General features: G+C 71.0%; 13 protein-coding genes. 8 read left to right on the top strand and 5 right to left on the bottom strand.

Annotated features, from left to right (window positions below; genetic code table 11):
• The first annotated feature begins 18 nt into the window (after nt 1-18).
• From IE264_RS00700 to IE264_RS00670, 7 genes are all read left to right on the top strand, one after another.
• A complete protein-coding gene (locus tag IE264_RS00700) occupies nt 19-321 on the top strand; it encodes a hypothetical protein (protein WP_032760005.1) in 303 nt (100 codons plus the stop codon).
• Nucleotides 322-912: 591 nt separating this feature from the next.
• Nucleotides 913-1,557, top strand: coding sequence for a uracil phosphoribosyltransferase (gene upp, locus IE264_RS00695; RefSeq protein ID WP_032759981.1), 645 nt, complete (start codon nt 913-915; stop codon nt 1,555-1,557).
• A complete protein-coding gene (locus IE264_RS00690; protein ID WP_032759983.1) occupies nt 1,554-2,579 on the top strand; it encodes a DMT family transporter in 1,026 nt (341 codons plus the stop codon). Before upp ends, IE264_RS00690 begins: the two co-directional genes overlap by 4 nt.
• Complete coding sequence (locus IE264_RS00685; RefSeq protein WP_032759984.1) at nt 2,576-3,238, top strand: HAD family hydrolase; 663 nt, start codon at nt 2,576-2,578, stop codon at nt 3,236-3,238. Before IE264_RS00690 ends, IE264_RS00685 begins: the two co-directional genes overlap by 4 nt.
• 267 nt (nt 3,239-3,505) lie before the next feature.
• Nucleotides 3,506-7,339 carry an amino acid adenylation domain-containing protein gene (locus IE264_RS00680; RefSeq protein ID WP_032759985.1) on the top strand — a complete coding sequence of 1,278 codons (3,834 nt, stop codon included), beginning with the start codon at nt 3,506-3,508 and terminating at the stop codon, nt 7,337-7,339.
• Between the two features lie 42 nt (nt 7,340-7,381).
• A complete protein-coding gene (locus IE264_RS00675) occupies nt 7,382-7,636 on the top strand; it encodes a tautomerase family protein (RefSeq protein WP_015608796.1) in 255 nt (84 codons plus the stop codon).
• Nucleotides 7,633-8,574, top strand: a complete 942-nt coding sequence (locus tag IE264_RS00670) for a pseudouridine-5'-phosphate glycosidase (protein WP_032759986.1) — start codon at nt 7,633-7,635, stop codon at nt 8,572-8,574. Before IE264_RS00675 ends, IE264_RS00670 begins: the two co-directional genes overlap by 4 nt.
• A gap of 131 nt (nt 8,575-8,705) precedes the next feature.
• Here the strand turns inward: IE264_RS00670 and IE264_RS00665 are convergent, their stop codons facing one another.
• Nucleotides 8,706-10,268 carry a DUF445 domain-containing protein gene (locus tag IE264_RS00665; RefSeq protein ID WP_032759987.1) on the bottom strand — a complete coding sequence of 521 codons (1,563 nt, stop codon included), beginning with the start codon at nt 10,266-10,268 and terminating at the stop codon, nt 8,706-8,708.
• 97 nt (nt 10,269-10,365) lie between these two features.
• Between IE264_RS00665 and IE264_RS00660 the strand changes: the two genes are divergently transcribed.
• Complete coding sequence (locus IE264_RS00660) at nt 10,366-11,607, top strand: SGNH/GDSL hydrolase family protein (RefSeq protein ID WP_032759988.1); 1,242 nt, start codon at nt 10,366-10,368, stop codon at nt 11,605-11,607.
• 50 nt (nt 11,608-11,657) lie between these two features.
• On the opposite strand, the gene IE264_RS00655 is transcribed toward IE264_RS00660, so the two are convergent.
• The 4 genes from IE264_RS00655 to IE264_RS00640 form a co-directional block, all read right to left on the bottom strand.
• Nucleotides 11,658-12,383 (bottom strand): DUF1707 SHOCT-like domain-containing protein, encoded by a 726-nt coding sequence (locus tag IE264_RS00655; RefSeq protein WP_032759989.1) that lies wholly within the window; start codon nt 12,381-12,383, stop codon nt 11,658-11,660.
• 112 nt (nt 12,384-12,495) lie between these two features.
• Nucleotides 12,496-13,527 carry an ABC transporter ATP-binding protein gene (locus IE264_RS00650; protein ID WP_051822032.1) on the bottom strand — a complete coding sequence of 344 codons (1,032 nt, stop codon included), beginning with the start codon at nt 13,525-13,527 and terminating at the stop codon, nt 12,496-12,498.
• 20 nt (nt 13,528-13,547) lie between these two features.
• On the bottom strand, nt 13,548-14,432 hold the full coding sequence (locus IE264_RS00645; protein WP_015608802.1) for an ABC transporter permease: 885 nt from the start codon (nt 14,430-14,432) through the stop codon (nt 13,548-13,550).
• Complete coding sequence (locus tag IE264_RS00640; protein ID WP_032759991.1) at nt 14,425-15,225, bottom strand: ABC transporter permease; 801 nt, start codon at nt 15,223-15,225, stop codon at nt 14,425-14,427. The genes IE264_RS00645 and IE264_RS00640 overlap by 8 nt, the downstream gene beginning before the upstream one ends.
• Between the last annotated feature and the right edge of the window lie 153 nt (nt 15,226-15,378).

Here is a 15,378-nt window from a genome sequence, read left to right as displayed (position 1 = left end):
AAGGCGATGGTGGCGGCGATGGCGAAGGTTCCGGCAGCGGCAGTGGCGGCGAGTGGGCTCGTCGGGGGTTACGGCGTCGCCCGGTGGACCAAGAAGCGTCCGCTCGGCGGGGTCGCGCTCGCCGCCGCCGGGTCCCTCGCCGCGTACGAGTGGAACCGCCAGGCCGGCCCGCGTGCGGCCACCGCGCTGACCGTCGCGTACGTCGCCGCCTTCGCCGGGTCGCACCCGCTCGCCAAGAAGGTCGGCGCCTGGCCCGCCATCTTCGCCGTCGCGGGTGGCGTGGCCGCCGCGTCCTGGGCCGTCACGCGCCGCGTCCAGTAGCCCTCCTGTCGTTCGCGGTGGCCTGTGCGGCAGCGGTCGCCCAGGCCGTGAAGTGGCTGCCGGCACACGGTGGCGGAGCGCGAACGGCCTCATGCCGGCGGGCAGGGTCCGCGGTCGAGAACGACCGGCTTCCGCCCGTCCGGCCCGCCGAACGGGCGGCGTTCATTCTCCACGCGGTCCGGAGAACATGGGAATCGCCGAAATACCGAACTCTGCGAGTCGAACTCCGCGATATACGGCACACGAACGTTCACTTACTGGCCATCTGCGGAGAATGCGGCCGGCAGGCAACGCCACCATGGCCAGGTTGCCCTACGGGAAGAATCCCAAACCCTCCTGCCTACAGGCATGTTGATGCAAGAACCTTTTAAAACTCCATTCCCGGATTCGCCGGGCATCTCAGCATGCGAATGATTGACAGGCACATATCAGCCACCTAGTGTTCCGGACCGTTCGGCGTCGGAAGATTCGACTCCGGACCGTCCGATGTGACCTGGGGGGAGATGGCATCGCGCCCCAGGTGTGGTATTGCGGCGTACCAGCTCGCCGTTCCATCTGCAATTGGGGGTCGTCGTGATGTCTGCCCGAAATGTGTTACTGCTGCCGCAGACCAACCAGTTACGCGCGCTGCACACCGTCGTGCGCGACAAGAACGCGTCAGCGAGGGACTTCGAGGTCTACTCCCGGAGAATTATCCGGCTGCTGCTCGAGACGGGGCTCGACCTGCTCCCCTTCGAGAAGTGCGAGGTCACCACACCGGTGGGCGAGACCTACCACGGCCTCGGGTTCACTCCTCGCGTCAGCGGGGTCTCGGTGGTCCGTGCCGGAGAAAGCATGGAAGCCGAGCTGCGCGACATGGTTCCCGGCATCAGCATCGGAAAGATCCTGATCCAGCGGGACAAACGGACGAAGCAGCCCGAGCTGTTCTACAAACACCTCCCCAGTGACATCGGCGCGGGCCATGTCCTGCTGATGGAGCCCATGCTGGCCACCGGGGGGTCGGCACTCGCCGCCCTGGACGTACTGCGCGAGGCCGGAGTCCCGGACGGGAACGTCGTTCTGATCAACTTCCTGGCCTCTCCCGCAGGACTGGAGCGCGTCGGCCTGGCCGCTCCGGACGTGAAGATCGTGACCTCCTCGATCGAGGACGGAATGAACGAGAACGCGTTCATGGTCCCCGGGATCGGCGACTTCGGAGACAGGTTCTTCGGCACGGTCGCAGCGGGCACCTCATGAAGCAGCGCCTAGGATTCGACTCCGCACTCACCGTCCTGGCCCCGGTCGTATGGGGCAGCACCTATCTGGTGACCACCGAGTTCCTTCCGCCGGACCGCCCGCTGCTCGCCGCCGCGGTACGCGCCCTGCCGGGCGGGCTGATCCTCACCCTGGCGGGGAGGAAGCTCCCGCAGGGCCACTGGTGGTGGCGGATCCTGGCACTGGGAGCCCTGAACATCGGCGTCTTCTTCTACCTGCTCTTCGTCGCCGCGTACCACCTGCCCGGAGGTGTCGCCGCTCTGGTCGGCTCCATCCAGCCGGTCTTCGTGCTTCTGCTGTCCGCGCTGCTGTTGCGCACGGCGATCCGCGGCTGGCAGGTCGGCGCATGTGCGCTCGGAACGGCCGGCGTGGGCATGCTGGTCCTCGGACCGGAGGCGGGACTTGACGCGATCGGGGTGGCCGCCGGTCTCGGCGGCGCGCTGTGCATGGCGTCGGGCATCGTCCTGACCAAGCGCTGGGGCCGCCCGCCGGGAGTCGGGCTGCTCACCTTCACCGGATGGCAACTCGCCGTGGGCGGTCTGCTGATCGCCCCGGTGGCCCTGGTGGGTGAGGGACTTCCCGCACGTCTGACCTGGCCGAACCTCGCGGGATTCGCCTACCTCAGCCTCATCGGTGCTCTGCTCGCCTACGCCGTGTGGTTCCGCGGTATCGAACGGCTCCCCGCCCTGACCGTGTCGCTTCTCGGCTTCGCCAGCCCGCTCGCCGCCACCATCCTCGGATACCTCTTCCTGCAACAGGGTCTGACGCTCGCGCAGGGCGCGGGCGCGATCGCTGTGGTGGCCGCGGTCCTGCTCGCTCAGCGGTCGACAGCTCGGGAGTCCCGGCCGGCCCGCGAGCCCGGACCGCCACCGCCGGTCACCGAGCACGGCTCGGACAGCCCCGCGGCCGCGGGGCCCGCCCACCCGGCGCCACCCTCCTCCCGGGCCGGAACCCGTCCGGCCGCCCGTTCCCCCCGGCAGACCACAGACAGGGAGCAGTCGTGACGCGCCCGATCCTGCTCGACCTCGACGGAACCCTGGTCGACACCCCGAACGCCATCGTCGAGACCTTCGCCGAGACCCTCACCTCACTGGGTGTCCCCGGCATCTCCCGCGAGGAGATCCGGGGCACCATCGGGCTGCCGCTGGAAAAGGCGTTCGCCCAGCTCATCGGGGCCTCCGCCCCCGCTGCCACGGTCGAGGCGGCCGTACCGCGCTACCAGCGGCTGTACCGCGAGCAGATCGTGCCGCGGGCGCAGTCCCTGCTGTACCCCGGAGTGGCCGACGGCCTGGCCGAGCTGTGCGACGCGGGCCTGGTCCTCGCGATCGCCACCAGCAAGCACACGGCGAGTGCCGAGGTGCTGCTGACTGCGGCGGGGATCCGTGGCCACTTCGCCATGGTCGTCGGCGCGGACGCCGTGACGGAGCCGAAGCCCGCTGCGGAGACGGGCCTGCTCATCGCCGCCGAGCTCGGCCATCCCGCCGACCGCGCCATCATGGTCGGTGACACCACGCACGACATCTACATGGCACACAACGCCGGTATGCGGAGCGTGGCCGTCACCTACGGCATCCACCCGCCCGCCCAGCTGGCGGCGGCGAAGCCCACCTGGACCGTGCAGACCTTCCCCGCCGCCGTCGAGCAGATCCTCAACGCCGCATAGACCGCGCGCGGATGACCGGCGCCGCTGAACCGCGCGCGTCCGGTGCCCACTTCCATCTCCGGGCCGGGGGCATCAGTGCCTCCGGCCCGACGATCCGGCCTGCCCTGTCCCGGCGCAACGGACCGCGCCCTGCCGCCGCACGGCCGGCGGCAGGGCATGTCCCAGCCCATGAGTTCGCCTCGCACGATCAGCACCAGCCGGCACCGGCACACCCGGCCGACGCGGCCGGAACCATCGCAGATCACACTTCCCGGGGGATCTTCAGAAATGAGCACAAGAACGTCGGCACCCGAAATACTCCAGCGGCACGCGTCGCTGCCGGGCCTGCTGCGCCGCCAGGCGCGTGAGCGGCGCGACGACGTCGCTGTGGTCTCGGCCGAAGGGCGCCTCAGCTTCGGAGAGCTCAACGCCGCCGCCGAACGGGTGGGCTCCCACCTGGTCGGCATCGGGGTCTCGCCCGACACCTGTGTCGGGCTCCTCGTGGAGCCCTCCGCCGACCTGGTGACGAGCGTGTGGGGCATCCTCGCGGCCGGCGCCGCCTATCTCCCGCTCTCGCCCGACTATCCGGATTCGCGGCTGCGTTACATGGCCGCCGACGCGGGTGTCCAGGTGGTCCTCACCCAGTCCCACCTGCGCGACCGCCTCCGGGGCCTGGTTCCCGAGGGGACCGTGGTGGTCACCGTCGAGGAGGCCACGGCCCCGGGCGGCGGCCATCCGCTGCCCGAGGCACAGGAGCACCACCTGGCGTACGTCATCCACACCTCGGGCAGCACGGGCAGCCCCAAGGGCGTGATGATCGAACACCGCAGCATCGTCGCGCAGTTACGGTGGCTGGAGCGCTGCGGATACCTCGGCCCGGAGGTGTCCGTCCTGCAGAAGACGCCGATCAGCTTCGACGCGGCGCAGTGGGAGGTCCTCGCCTGCGCGGCCGGCGCTCGAATTGTCATGAGCCCGCCAGGATCGTTCCGTGATCCCCTGAGCATCATCGCCATGATCCGCGAGCACGGCGTCAGCGCCCTCCAGGGGGTGCCCACACTGCTGCGGGCCCTCGTCGACAGCGGTGAACTCGACACCTGCTCCACACTCACACGGATCTTCTCGGGCGGTGAGGCGCTGACCCGCGCCCTCGCCCAGGACCTGTTCCGCACCCTGCCGGGCATCTCACTGGTCAACCTCTACGGCCCGACCGAGGCCACCATCAACGCGACCTCCCTCCGAATAGACCCGGACGCCCTCGGCGACGCGAGCCCCCACCTGCTCCCCATCGGCAGACCGGCGGACGACGTGACCTGCCACATCCTGGACCAGGACCTCCGCCCTGTGCCCGTCGGACGGAGCGGGGAGCTGTTCATCGGCGGGGTCCAGGTGGCCCGCGGCTACATCGGGCGGCCCGAGGTGACGCGGGAGCGCTTCATCGTCCCGCCGTCCGATCCCACCCGGCGCCTGTACCGGACCGGCGACCTGGCACGGTGGAACGCCGACGGCACGATCCAGTACGAGGGCCGCACCGACAACCAGGTCAAACTGCGCGGCTACCGGGTCGAGCTGGAAGAGGTCGCCTCGCGCGTCGAGGAGCACACCTGGGTGCGCAAGGCCGCCGCAGTGGTCACCGACAACCCCAGAACCGGCTCACAGGTCCTCGTCGCCGCGGTCGAACTCAACGAGCGTACGGCGGCGGTGATGGACCAGGGCCGCACCGACGCCGGGCACCACCAGTCGAAGTCCTCCAAACTCCAGGTCAAGGCGCAGCTCGCCAACCCCGGGCTGCGGGAGCCGGCCGAGCTCACCGGTCGACTGGTCGTCCGCCTCCCGGGCCCGGGGGCGTCGGCGGAGCAGCGGCAGGCAGCTTTCGCACGCAAGTCCTACCGGTTCTACGAGGGCGGACGGGCGACCGCGGAAGGTCTGCGCGCACTGCTCGCCCCGCGCCCGGTCCAGGCCGCGCCCCCACGCGAGGTCACCGCGCTCACGACCGGGGAACTCGGATGGTTACTGGCGTGGTTGGGGCCGCACCGCAGCCCCGACAGGCTGCTGCCGAAGTACGCCTACGCCTCACCGGGAGCCCTCTACGCCACCCAGCTCTACCTGGAGATCGACGGCGTCGCCGGGCTCTCCGGCATCTACTACCACCACCCGGCCGACCACACCCTGGTCCGCGTCGGCGACCACCCCCACGCGGGCCACGCCCCAGGTCTGAAGCTCCACTTCCTCGGGAAGCGGCGGGCGATCGAGCCGGTCTACAAGAACAACATCGTCGAGGTGCTGGAGTTCGAGGCCGGGCACATGCTCGGCGTACTGGAAGAGGTACTGCCCCGCCTCGGCCTGGAGGTACGCCCGGACGGCTTCACCCCCGCCGCGAAGTCACGGCTCGACGTGGCGGAGGAGGACCACTACCTCGGCACCTTCGCAGTGGCCCCCCGCCAGGGCGGGACCCGCCCGGAGGAGGTGGAGCTGTTCGTCCAGGCGCACGGTGACCGGGTCGACGGGCTGCCCGGCGGGCTGTACCGGTACCGGGAAGGCTCGTTGGAACCGCTCGGGGAACAGGTGGTGGACCGGCGCCACGTCATCGCGATCAACCAGGGCGTGTTCGACCGGTCCTCCTTCGGCGTGAGCGCCGTGTCCCGGGCGATTGATGCCTGGCGGCACTACATCGTCCTCGGGACCCTGCTGCACCGCCTCCAGCGCGTTCCGGGCATCGGGCTCATGTCATCGGGGTACTCCTCGCGGTCCGGCCACCCGCTGCCGGCCTCGCTGCGCCTGGACGATCTGCTGACCCGCGCAGGCGTACCCGCCGCCCCGGCCTCGTACTTCTTCGTGGGCGGTCCCATCTCGGCGGAGCAGGCCGAGCACGAGGGCATGAACGAGGACGCCGTGCACACCAAGGGGCCGGCGGAGATGATCCGCGACGACGCCGCCCAGTTCCTCCCCGACTACATGGTCCCCGCGCGCGTGGTCGTCGTGGACCGGCTGCCGGTCACCGCCAACGGCAAGACCGACCTCAGGGCCACCGCCCTGCTGCCCGAGGTGGCCACCAGCGGTAACACCGCCGCCCGCGTCGAGCCGGAGACCCCGACCGAGCGGTGGCTGGCCGCGGAGTGGGGCCGGCTGCTGGGCTACGAAGAGGTCTCCACCCAGGACGAGTTCTTCTCCTCGGGCGGCAACTCCCTGCACTCCGTGGCGCTGGTGAACCGGGTGAACCGGAGGTTCGGGACGCGGCTCCCGCTGCAGACGGTCTTCGACACACCGATGCTGGCCGACCTGGCGGCGTGCATCGACGGCGGTGCCCCTGGGGCAGCCTCCCGAATGGTGCGGCTCAACGCCGAAGGCCCGGACACCCAGGTCTTCGCCTGGCCCGGCCTCGGCGGCTACCCCATGAACCTGCGCGCGCTGGCGCTGGGCTTCGGCGGTGAGCTCTCGGTGACCGGGGTCCAGGCGTACGGCGTCAACGCCGGCGAGTCACCCCACGCCACGATCCGGCGGATGGCGGAGGCGGACATCGCCGAGATCCGCCGGACCCAGCCCACGGGGCCGTACACGCTCTGGGGCTACTCCTTCGGCGCCCGGGTCGCTTTCGAAGCCGCCTGGCAACTGGAGCAGGCGGGCGAGAAGGTGGAGAACCTGCTGCTGATCTGCCCGGGGAACCCACACGTCCGGACGGAGGACGGCCGACGGTGGGGCCGCGAGGCGTCGTTCGCCAACCCGGTCTACGTCACCATCCTCCACTCCGTGTTCGCGGGGACCGTCCACGGGCCCGCAGTGGACGCCTGCCTCCGCGAGACCGCCGACGAGGACTCCTTCGTGGCCTTCGTGCACCGGCGGATGCCCGCGCTCGATGAGGGGACCATCCGCCGCATCACCAAGGTGGTCGCAGCGACCTACGAGTTCGAGTACACCTTCCGCGAACTGCGCGAGCGCCGTATCGAAGCCCCGGTGACGATATTCAAGGCGCGGGGTGACGACTACTCCTTCCTGGAGAACAGCTCCGGCTACTCGGCAGAACCACCACGGGTGATCTGCCTGGCGGGCGACCACTACGACGTGCTGAAGGAGAACGGTGTCGGGGAACTGACCGCCCGCATACGCGGCCTGGACGCCTTCCTGTAGCCCGGAACCAGAGCCAGACCCAGAACGAGAGGAACCAGCCACGTGCCACACGTCCACATCCAGCACTTCACCCGCACGTTCACCGAGGCCGAGAAGGCCGACCTGGTCGAAGCCCTGACCGAAGCCGTCACCCGGGTCTTCGGCACCGGGCCGGACGCCGTGTCCATAGCCGTGGAACCTGTCGATCCGTCCGAGTGGACCGAGAAGGTCTACCGGCCGCAGATAGAGGCGCGCCCGCACCTGCTGTGGAAGCGGCCCGGATACACCCCGTCCACCACCACCGAAGGAAATCGATGAGCCCCGCAGCATCCCCGATCCCGGTCGTCCACACCGAAGAGGTCCGCGAGGCCCTGCACGAGGGCCGCCCGGTCGTCGCGCTGGAATCCAACGTCATCACGCACGGTCTGGCCTACCCGGACAACGCGGAGACCGCCCACAAGGTGGAGGCCGCCGTGCGCAAGGGCGGCGCCGTTCCGGCCACGATCTGCCTGGACGGCGGTGCGATAAGGGTCGGCATGACCGACAGCGACATCGAACGCTTCGCCTCCGAGCCGGGCATCCCGAAGGTCTCCAGCCGTGACCTGCCGGTCGTCCTGGCCCGGGGAGGGTTGGGCGCCACCACCGTCGCCTCCTCCCTGGTCGCGGCCGAGCTCGCCGGGATCCCGTTCTTCGCCTCGGCCGGCCTCGGCGGGGTCCACCGTGGTGCGCAGACCACGATGGACGTCTCCTCGGACCTGATCCAGCTGACACGGTCCAAGGTGGCGGTCGTCTGCGCGGGCGCCAAGATGATCCTCGACCTGAAGCTGACCATGGAGTACCTGGAGACCCAGTGCGTCCCGGTGATCTCCACCGGCTCCGACGACTTCCCGGCCTTCTACTGCGCCTCCAGCGGGGTGCGCTCCCCGCACCGCGTGGACGACGACGACCTGCTGGCCCGGATCGTCGCCACCCACTGGGCGGCCGGCCACCCCGGCTCGGTGGTCATCACCACACCCCCGCGCCCCGAGGACGCGGTGAACTCCGCCGAGGCGGAGCAGGCGATCACCGAGGCGCTCGCCCAGGCGGAACAGGACGGGGTCAGCGGGCAGGGACTCACCAAGTACCTGATGCGTGCCGTCGACCGGGCGACCGGAGGCCGGACGGCCCAGGCCAACATGGCCGTCCTCATCTCCACCGCCGAGACCGGGGGCAGACTGGCCGCCGCCTACGCCCGTCACCTGGGCACCGGTTCATGACGGAGGGGCGGCGCGTTGAACACCCGCCGCCCCGGCCCCGTACTACCGGGCAACTCCCCTGTGTAAGCCGGGTGCGTATCCGTACGACAGGACGGGTACGCACCCGGAACCCACAGATTCCGCAGAGTGCCTCAGCCCCCCAGCGCCCGTGACACCGTATGGATCGCCAGGCCCGCCAGCGCGCCCACCACCGTGCCGTTGATGCGGATGAACTGCAGGTCACGGCCGATGTGCGCCTCGATCTTCTTCGACGTCTGGTCCGCGTCCCAGCTCGCCACCGTCTCGCTGATCAGCGAGGTGATCTCGGCCCGGTACGTCGTGACCACGTACACCGCCGCGTCCTCCAGCCAGCCGTCCAGCTTGCCCTGGAGGCGCTCGTCGCTCGCCAGCTTCGCGCCCAGCGACATCAGCGACGCGCGGGCCCGCAGCCGGAGTTCGCTGCGCTCGTCCTCGGCCGCCGCGAGGATCATCGTACGGACGGAGGACCAGGCCGACGCGATGACGTCCTGCACCTCACCGCGGCCCAGGATCTCCGACTTCAGCCGCTCCACCCGGGCCCGGGTGTCGGAGTCGCTCTGCAGGTCGGCCGCGAAGTCGGTGAGGAAGGTGTCGATGGAGCCGCGCGCCGGGTGGCCCGGCATGTCCCGCATCTCCGTGACGAACCGCAGCAGTTCCTTGTAGACCCGCTCGCCCACCCGCTTGTCCACGAAGCGCGGCGTCCAGCCCGGCGCCCCGCCCTGCACCGCGTCCATCACCGAGTCGCCGTGCTCCACCAGCCAGTCGTGCGCCCGTACGCACACGAGGTCGACGACCTTGCGGTGGCCGCCGTCCTCCACGACCCGCTCCAGCATCTTGCCGAGCCCGGGGCCGACCTCCGCCGCGTTCGCCCGCCGGGTGATGGCCTCGCCGACGACCGCCTGGACGTCGGAGTCCCGCAGCACGGTCAGCGCGCCGCGCAGCGCCGTCGCCAACTCGGCGGTGACCCGGTCGGCGTGGGCCGGCTCCGAAAGCCACGCACCGACCCTGCGGCCGACCCCCAGAGCGTGAATTCGGTCACGAATGACGTCTCCGGAGAGAAAGTTTTCGCCTACGAAGGAACCGAGTGACTGTCCCAGCTGATCCTTCTTGGTGGGGATGATGGCGGTGTGGGGGATGGGCAGGCCGAGCGGGCGCCGGAAGAGCGCCGTGACGGCGAACCAGTCCGCCAGAGCGCCCACCATCCCCGCCTCGGCAGCCGCCGCAACGTAGCCCGGCCAGCCCTTCACACCTGAGTGCTCAGCCCAGGTGGCCAGGACATAGACCAGTGCGACGAGCAGAAGGAGGCCGGTCGCCGTGAGCTTCATGCGCCGAACGCCGCGCTGCTTCTCCTCGTCGGCGGCGGTGTACGCGAACGAGGCCAGCGGGCCAGGACCGGACGACCTGGACTCCTTCTCAGAACCGGCACCCTTCCCGGCACCGGCACCCTTCCCGGCCCCGGGCCCGGTGCCGCCCGCCATCCCCGGTCCGAGCTCCTTACGGGCGTCGGTCCGCGTTCCGGACCCGGTTCCCCCGGAGTCCGGCTCATCCCCTGGCTGCTGCACCGCGTCCTGCTCTCCGGAACCGGTCCGTTCCATCCGCTCCACCCGCTCCACCCGTTCCAGCCGATCCACCCGAGCCAGCCGTCCGCGGGCCCCTCGCCCCCGCGACGTACGCATTGTCCCTACTTCCCCTACTCCCGGGCCGCACGTCGAGTTCCCCGCGGCCTGCCGCATCATGGGACCAGCACGATCATCACAAGGAGAACCACCGCACATGCCCAGGCGCCAGGGGTACGCCCTGCTCATCGCCCTACTGGCGGGCACCGCCCTACTCGCCGTCGCCGCCGTGCTCGGCACGACGCTGTTCACCGGCCCCAGGGCGGCCCCGCTGCCGCCGGCCGAGACGCACGCGGCGGCCCGCAACCCCGTCGCCCCCGCCCACACCGGCGGGAACTGGGTCGCCACCTGGACCACCGCACCCGTCGGCGCGGAGCCGGGCACCGGCAACGGCCTTCCCGGCAGCACCATCCGTAACACCGTGCACACCAGCGTCGGCGGGGACGCCGCCCGGATCACGCTCTCCAACCTCTACGGGACCGTCCCGCTCCTCGTCGACCGGGCCACGGTCAACACCCGGCCGGTGACCTTCGACGGCGCCACCTCCGTCACCGTCGCGGCCGGCGCACGCGTCGTCAGCGACCCGGTCGTCGTGCCGGTCGCGCCCGACTCCGACCTCCAGGTCGCCTTCCGCACCCCGCGCGCGGGCGGCCCCGTCACCTACCACCCGAACACCCACCAGACGTCCTACCTGGCCGACGGCCGCGCCACCTGGTCCACCACCAAGTGGCGCTACCTGACCGCCGTGGACGTCCGCAACGAGGCCGTACCCGGCACCGTCGTCGTCATCGGGGACTCGCTCACCGCGGGCAGCGGCTCCACCGACGACGCCAACACCCGCTGGACGGACGTCCTCGCGGACCGCCTCGGCGGCCGGTACGGGGTCGCCAACGCGGGCATCGCGGGCAACCGGCTCCTCACCCGGGGCTCGGCGGGCGAGGCCGGCACCGCCCGGTTCGAGCGGGACGCGCTCTCGGTCGCCGGAGCCCGCACCGTGATCGTGGCCCTAGGCATCAACGATGTGCAGCAGCCCCCGCAGGAGCCCGACGCCGGACGCATCGTGGCCGGCCTGCGCACCCTCGCCGACCAGGCGCGGGCCCGCGGACTGACGGTCGTCGGCGCGACCCTGACCCCGTTCGAGGGCTTCCCCACCTGGACGCCCGAGCGCAACGCCGTACGCCTCGCGGTCAACGAGCAGATCCGGTCGGGCACCGTCTTCGACGCGTACGTCGACTTCGACGAGGCGGTACGTGACCCCTACGCGCCGAACCGGGTCCGGGCGGCGTACGACTCCGGCGACCACCTGCACTTCAACGACGCCGGGTACCGGGCGCTCGGCGAGCGGGTGGACCTGACGTCCGTGGAGCGGGCCCGCACACCGAAGTCCGACGAGCTGTGAGGAGCCGTGCGGTGACGTAGGCGCCGTGCGGTGGCGCCGGGGCAGGGCTCTCAGCCCAGCTCCTTGCGGCCGCCGCCCCCCGGTCCCGTGTCCGGGCCCTCCAGCCGCTGCCGCGCGCGGACCGCCCGCTCGATCTCCGCGGCCTCCTCCGCCTCCTTCAGGCGGCGGCGCTCCGCCTTCGTCCGCTTGCGCTCCACGCCGACGCCGCCCATCAGGGCGAGGCCCGTGATCCGCACGCGCGGGGCCTCCGGCACGGTCTCGCCGTCCTCGTTCGGGCCTTCGCCGAAACCGCCCATGATGCCGACGCCCCGGACGTCCACGTTCAGCTCCGGCGGGGCCGTCACATGGATGCCGCCCATGATCGCGATGCAGCGGATGACGACCTCGCGGTCCTCGAAGTCCGCCTCGCGCAGGTCGATCTCCCCGCCGCCCCACATCGCGAACGCGGTGAACTTCCGGCCCACCGTCCAGCGGCCCTTCCGGTTGAAGCCGCCCCAGAGGGCGAACCCGCCCTTGGAGGTGGCCGTGGAGCCGATCCGGGCGGGCCAGTTCGCGGCGGAACCCCGCAGCGGGGCGGGCGCGGAGGAACCCACCGGGGCCACTGCCGTGCCGGGCGCCGGAAGGTCCTGGACGAGCGGTTCCAACTCCCCGTGCGTACGGGCCGTGTAGGCCGTTTCGAGGCGCTGCTCGAACTCGTCCATCTCCAGCCGGCCCTCGGCCACGGCCTCCCTCAGCAACTCGGCGATCCGCTCACGCTCAGCATCGGAGGCACGCATTTCCGGACGTTCACTTGTCATACCGCGCAGCCTATTGAACACAGCCGTTCCGGCACAGACATGCAGGCCCGGGACTCGCGCGCGTCGGCTCGGTCGGCAGGAAGAAGACCCCTCACGGCGCCGCCCGGTACATCCTCGCGATCACGGCCTCGATGTCCGGCTCCCGCACCGACAGGTCCATCAGCGGGTACTGCGCCGCGATCCGCGCCACCAGCGGGGCGGCCGACGCCGAGGCGGGGAAGGCCAGCCACTGACGCGGGCCCTCCACCTTGACCGCCCGCAGACCCGGACCCGATCCGTCGGACTTCAGCTCGATCGGCGGGAGCTCGCGCTCCAGGTCCACCACCAGCATCCGCTCGCTCTCCCCCACCTCATGGAGACCGGCGAGCGAACCGTCGTACATCAGACGGCCGTGGTCGATCACCATCACCCGCCGGCACAGCTGCTCGATGTCGGTCAGGTCGTGCGTCGTCAGCAGGACCGTGGTCCCGCGTTCCACGTTCAACTCCTTGAGGAACTGCCGCACTTTGGCCTTCGAGATCACATCGAGCCCGATCGTCGGCTCGTCCAGGTAGAGCACCTCGGGGTCGTGCAGCAGGGCAGCCGCGATGTCGCCCCGCATCCGCTGGCCGAGGGAGAGCTGGCGTACGGGGACTTCCAACAGCTCACCCAGGTCGAGGAGTTCGACGCAACGGTCCAGGTTCTCCCGGTAACGGCCGTCCGGGATGCGGTACATGCGGTGCATCAGCCGGTACGAATCGCGCAGCGGCAGGTCCCACCAGAGGGTGGTGCGCTGGCCGAAGACCACGCCGATGCGGTGCGCCAGGCGCGTACGTTCCCGGGACGGGTCGATGCCCGCCACGCGCAGGCTGCCGCCGCTCGGGGTGAGGATGCCGGTCAGCATCTTGATCGTGGTCGACTTGCCGGCCCCGTTCGGGCCGATGTAGCCGACCATCTCGCCGCGCGCGACCTGGAAGCTGATGCCGTCCACGGCCCGGACCTCATGCCGTTCCCGGCGCAGCAGGCCTGCCCGGCGGCGGACCTGGAAGACCTTCTCCAGGCCGTCGAGGGTGATGAAGCCGTCTTCGAGGGTGCCGAAGCCGTCACCGCCCGCGCCCGTGGCCTCTTGTGCGAACCCGTCCACCGTGTCCAACTCCCTCTTCCTCAACTGCCCGTACTCCGGTAGGTCCGCAGCGCCGCCCGCCACGCGAGCCCGGCCAGTGCCCCGAACGCCACGGCCACCACCGGCGACAGGAACGCCACCCACTGCGGCAGGTCCAGCGGGTACTCCCGGTCCAGCACGTACAGCGTGGGCAGCCAGCTGACGAAGGCCAGCGGGACCACGAACGTCACGCCGCGCACCAGGTCCTTCGCGAAGATCGTCGGCGGGTACTGGAGCAGCGTCGCCCCGCCGTAGGTGAACGCGCTCTGTACCTGCGAGGCGTCCTGGGCGACGAACTGGAAGGCCGCCCCGCACACGAAGACCGCCCCGAAGACCGCCGCACCACTGATCACCATCACCGGCAGCATCGCCACCTTCAGCGGAGTCCACGCGATGTCCAGGGTGGCCAGCGCGTAGACCAGCACGGCCAGCCCCTGCACGACCCGCCCGATCCGGCGCAGCGCGAACCGGTCCGCCGCCACCTGCGCCAGCACTGGGACCGGCCGTACCAGCAGGGTGTCCAGCGTCCCGTCCCGTACCCGCCGCCCCAGCCGCTCCATCGACCCGAGCAGCAGGTCGCACAGTCCGAACGCTGTCGCCGACACCCCGTACAGCAGGGCGATCTCCGGGAGCGTGTAGCCGCCCAGCGCGTCGACGTGCGTGAACATCAGCACGATCGTGAGGAAGTCGAACGCCGTCACCGCGAGGTTCCCGAACGTCGTCATGACGAACGAGGCCCGGTACGCCATCGTCGAGCGCACCCACATCGCCACGATCAGCCCGTACGCGCGCAGCCCCTCCAGCAGCCGGGGCCGCTCCTCGTACGCGAAGCCGACCGGTTCCGGGCCCTGCCCCTCGCCGGACCGCACCGCCACCGTCTCAGCCACCCTGCACCACCACCCTCCTCGTCGCCACGCTCTGGAGCAGCCGCCCCGCCAGCAGCAGCGCCACCGCCCAGGCGCCCTGGAACGCGTACGCCTCCATCAGCTCCCACCCCGTGTACTTGCCGAGGAACACATCGGCGGGGATCTGGAGCAGCGAGGACCACGGCAGCACCCGGGCCACCTCGCCCAGCAGCCCGGGGAACAGCGGGAGCGGCAGCAGCATCCCGGAGAAGAAGAGCCCCAGCAGCCAGGCCATCTGGGTCGCGCCCGCGCCGTCCAGCAGCCAGAACGCCGACAGCGCGACCAGGAAGCGCACGGCGAAGCTCACGACGATGCCCAGCAGCACGGAGAGGAGGAACGCCGGCCAGATCCAGGCCGAGCCGGGGAGCGCGATGTCGAAGGCGAGCGCCCCCGCGAGCATCGGCACAACCCCGCGCCCCAACAGCTGGAACGCCGCCCGGCCCAGGTCCCCCGCCAGCCACCACAGCTGGAGGTCGACCGGGCGGTACAGGTCCACGGCGATGTCGCCGGTACGGATCCGCTCCATCAGCTCGTCCTCGAAGCCGCCGCCCATCATGGCGCAGGCCGCGAGCAGGCCCTGCCCGATCCAGACGTACGCCAGCGCCTGGGACATGTCGTACCCGCCGAGCTGCGGTCTCGCGTCCCACAGGGCGATGTAGGTGTACGCCAGGATGAAGCCGAAGACGGTGTTGGTGAACACCCCCGCGGCCGTCGCCGTCCGGTACGTGGCGTAACGCCGGAACCCGCCCGCCGCCACCACTGCGTACAGCCGCACGCCGCCACCTCTCCCCCGCCGCCACCGGGCCGGGAGACCCGCTCCCCGGCTCCGGACACCAAAGCGCAAGACCTTAGAGCACCGAAGAGGACGGCCGCGACCGCTTTTCCGCAGGAGCGGTCAGGGGGCCGGGTACCGGAGAACGGGGGAGAT

Source organism: Streptomyces microflavus (assembly GCF_014650075.1).
Lineage (GTDB): Bacteria > Actinomycetota > Actinomycetes > Streptomycetales > Streptomycetaceae > Streptomyces > Streptomyces microflavus.
Note: the sequence above shows the minus strand (reverse complement) of the source record. Positions and strands in the feature narration are given on the sequence as shown.

Coding starts and splice junctions, on each gene's coding strand:
- IE264_RS00700 (WP_032760005.1), top strand. CDS start 19: ATGGCGAAGGTTCCGGCAGCGGCAGTGGCGGCGAGTGGGCTCGTCGGG.
- IE264_RS00690 (WP_032759983.1), top strand. CDS start 1,554: ATGAAGCAGCGCCTAGGATTCGACTCCGCACTCACCGTCCTGGCCCCG.
- IE264_RS00680 (WP_032759985.1), top strand. CDS start 3,506: ATGAGCACAAGAACGTCGGCACCCGAAATACTCCAGCGGCACGCGTCG.
- IE264_RS00670 (WP_032759986.1), top strand. CDS start 7,633: ATGAGCCCCGCAGCATCCCCGATCCCGGTCGTCCACACCGAAGAGGTC.
- IE264_RS00665 (WP_032759987.1), bottom strand. CDS start 10,268: ATGCGTACGTCGCGGGGGCGAGGGGCCCGCGGACGGCTGGCTCGGGTG.
- IE264_RS00660 (WP_032759988.1), top strand. CDS start 10,366: ATGCCCAGGCGCCAGGGGTACGCCCTGCTCATCGCCCTACTGGCGGGC.
- IE264_RS00655 (WP_032759989.1), bottom strand. CDS start 12,383: ATGCGTGCCTCCGATGCTGAGCGTGAGCGGATCGCCGAGTTGCTGAGG.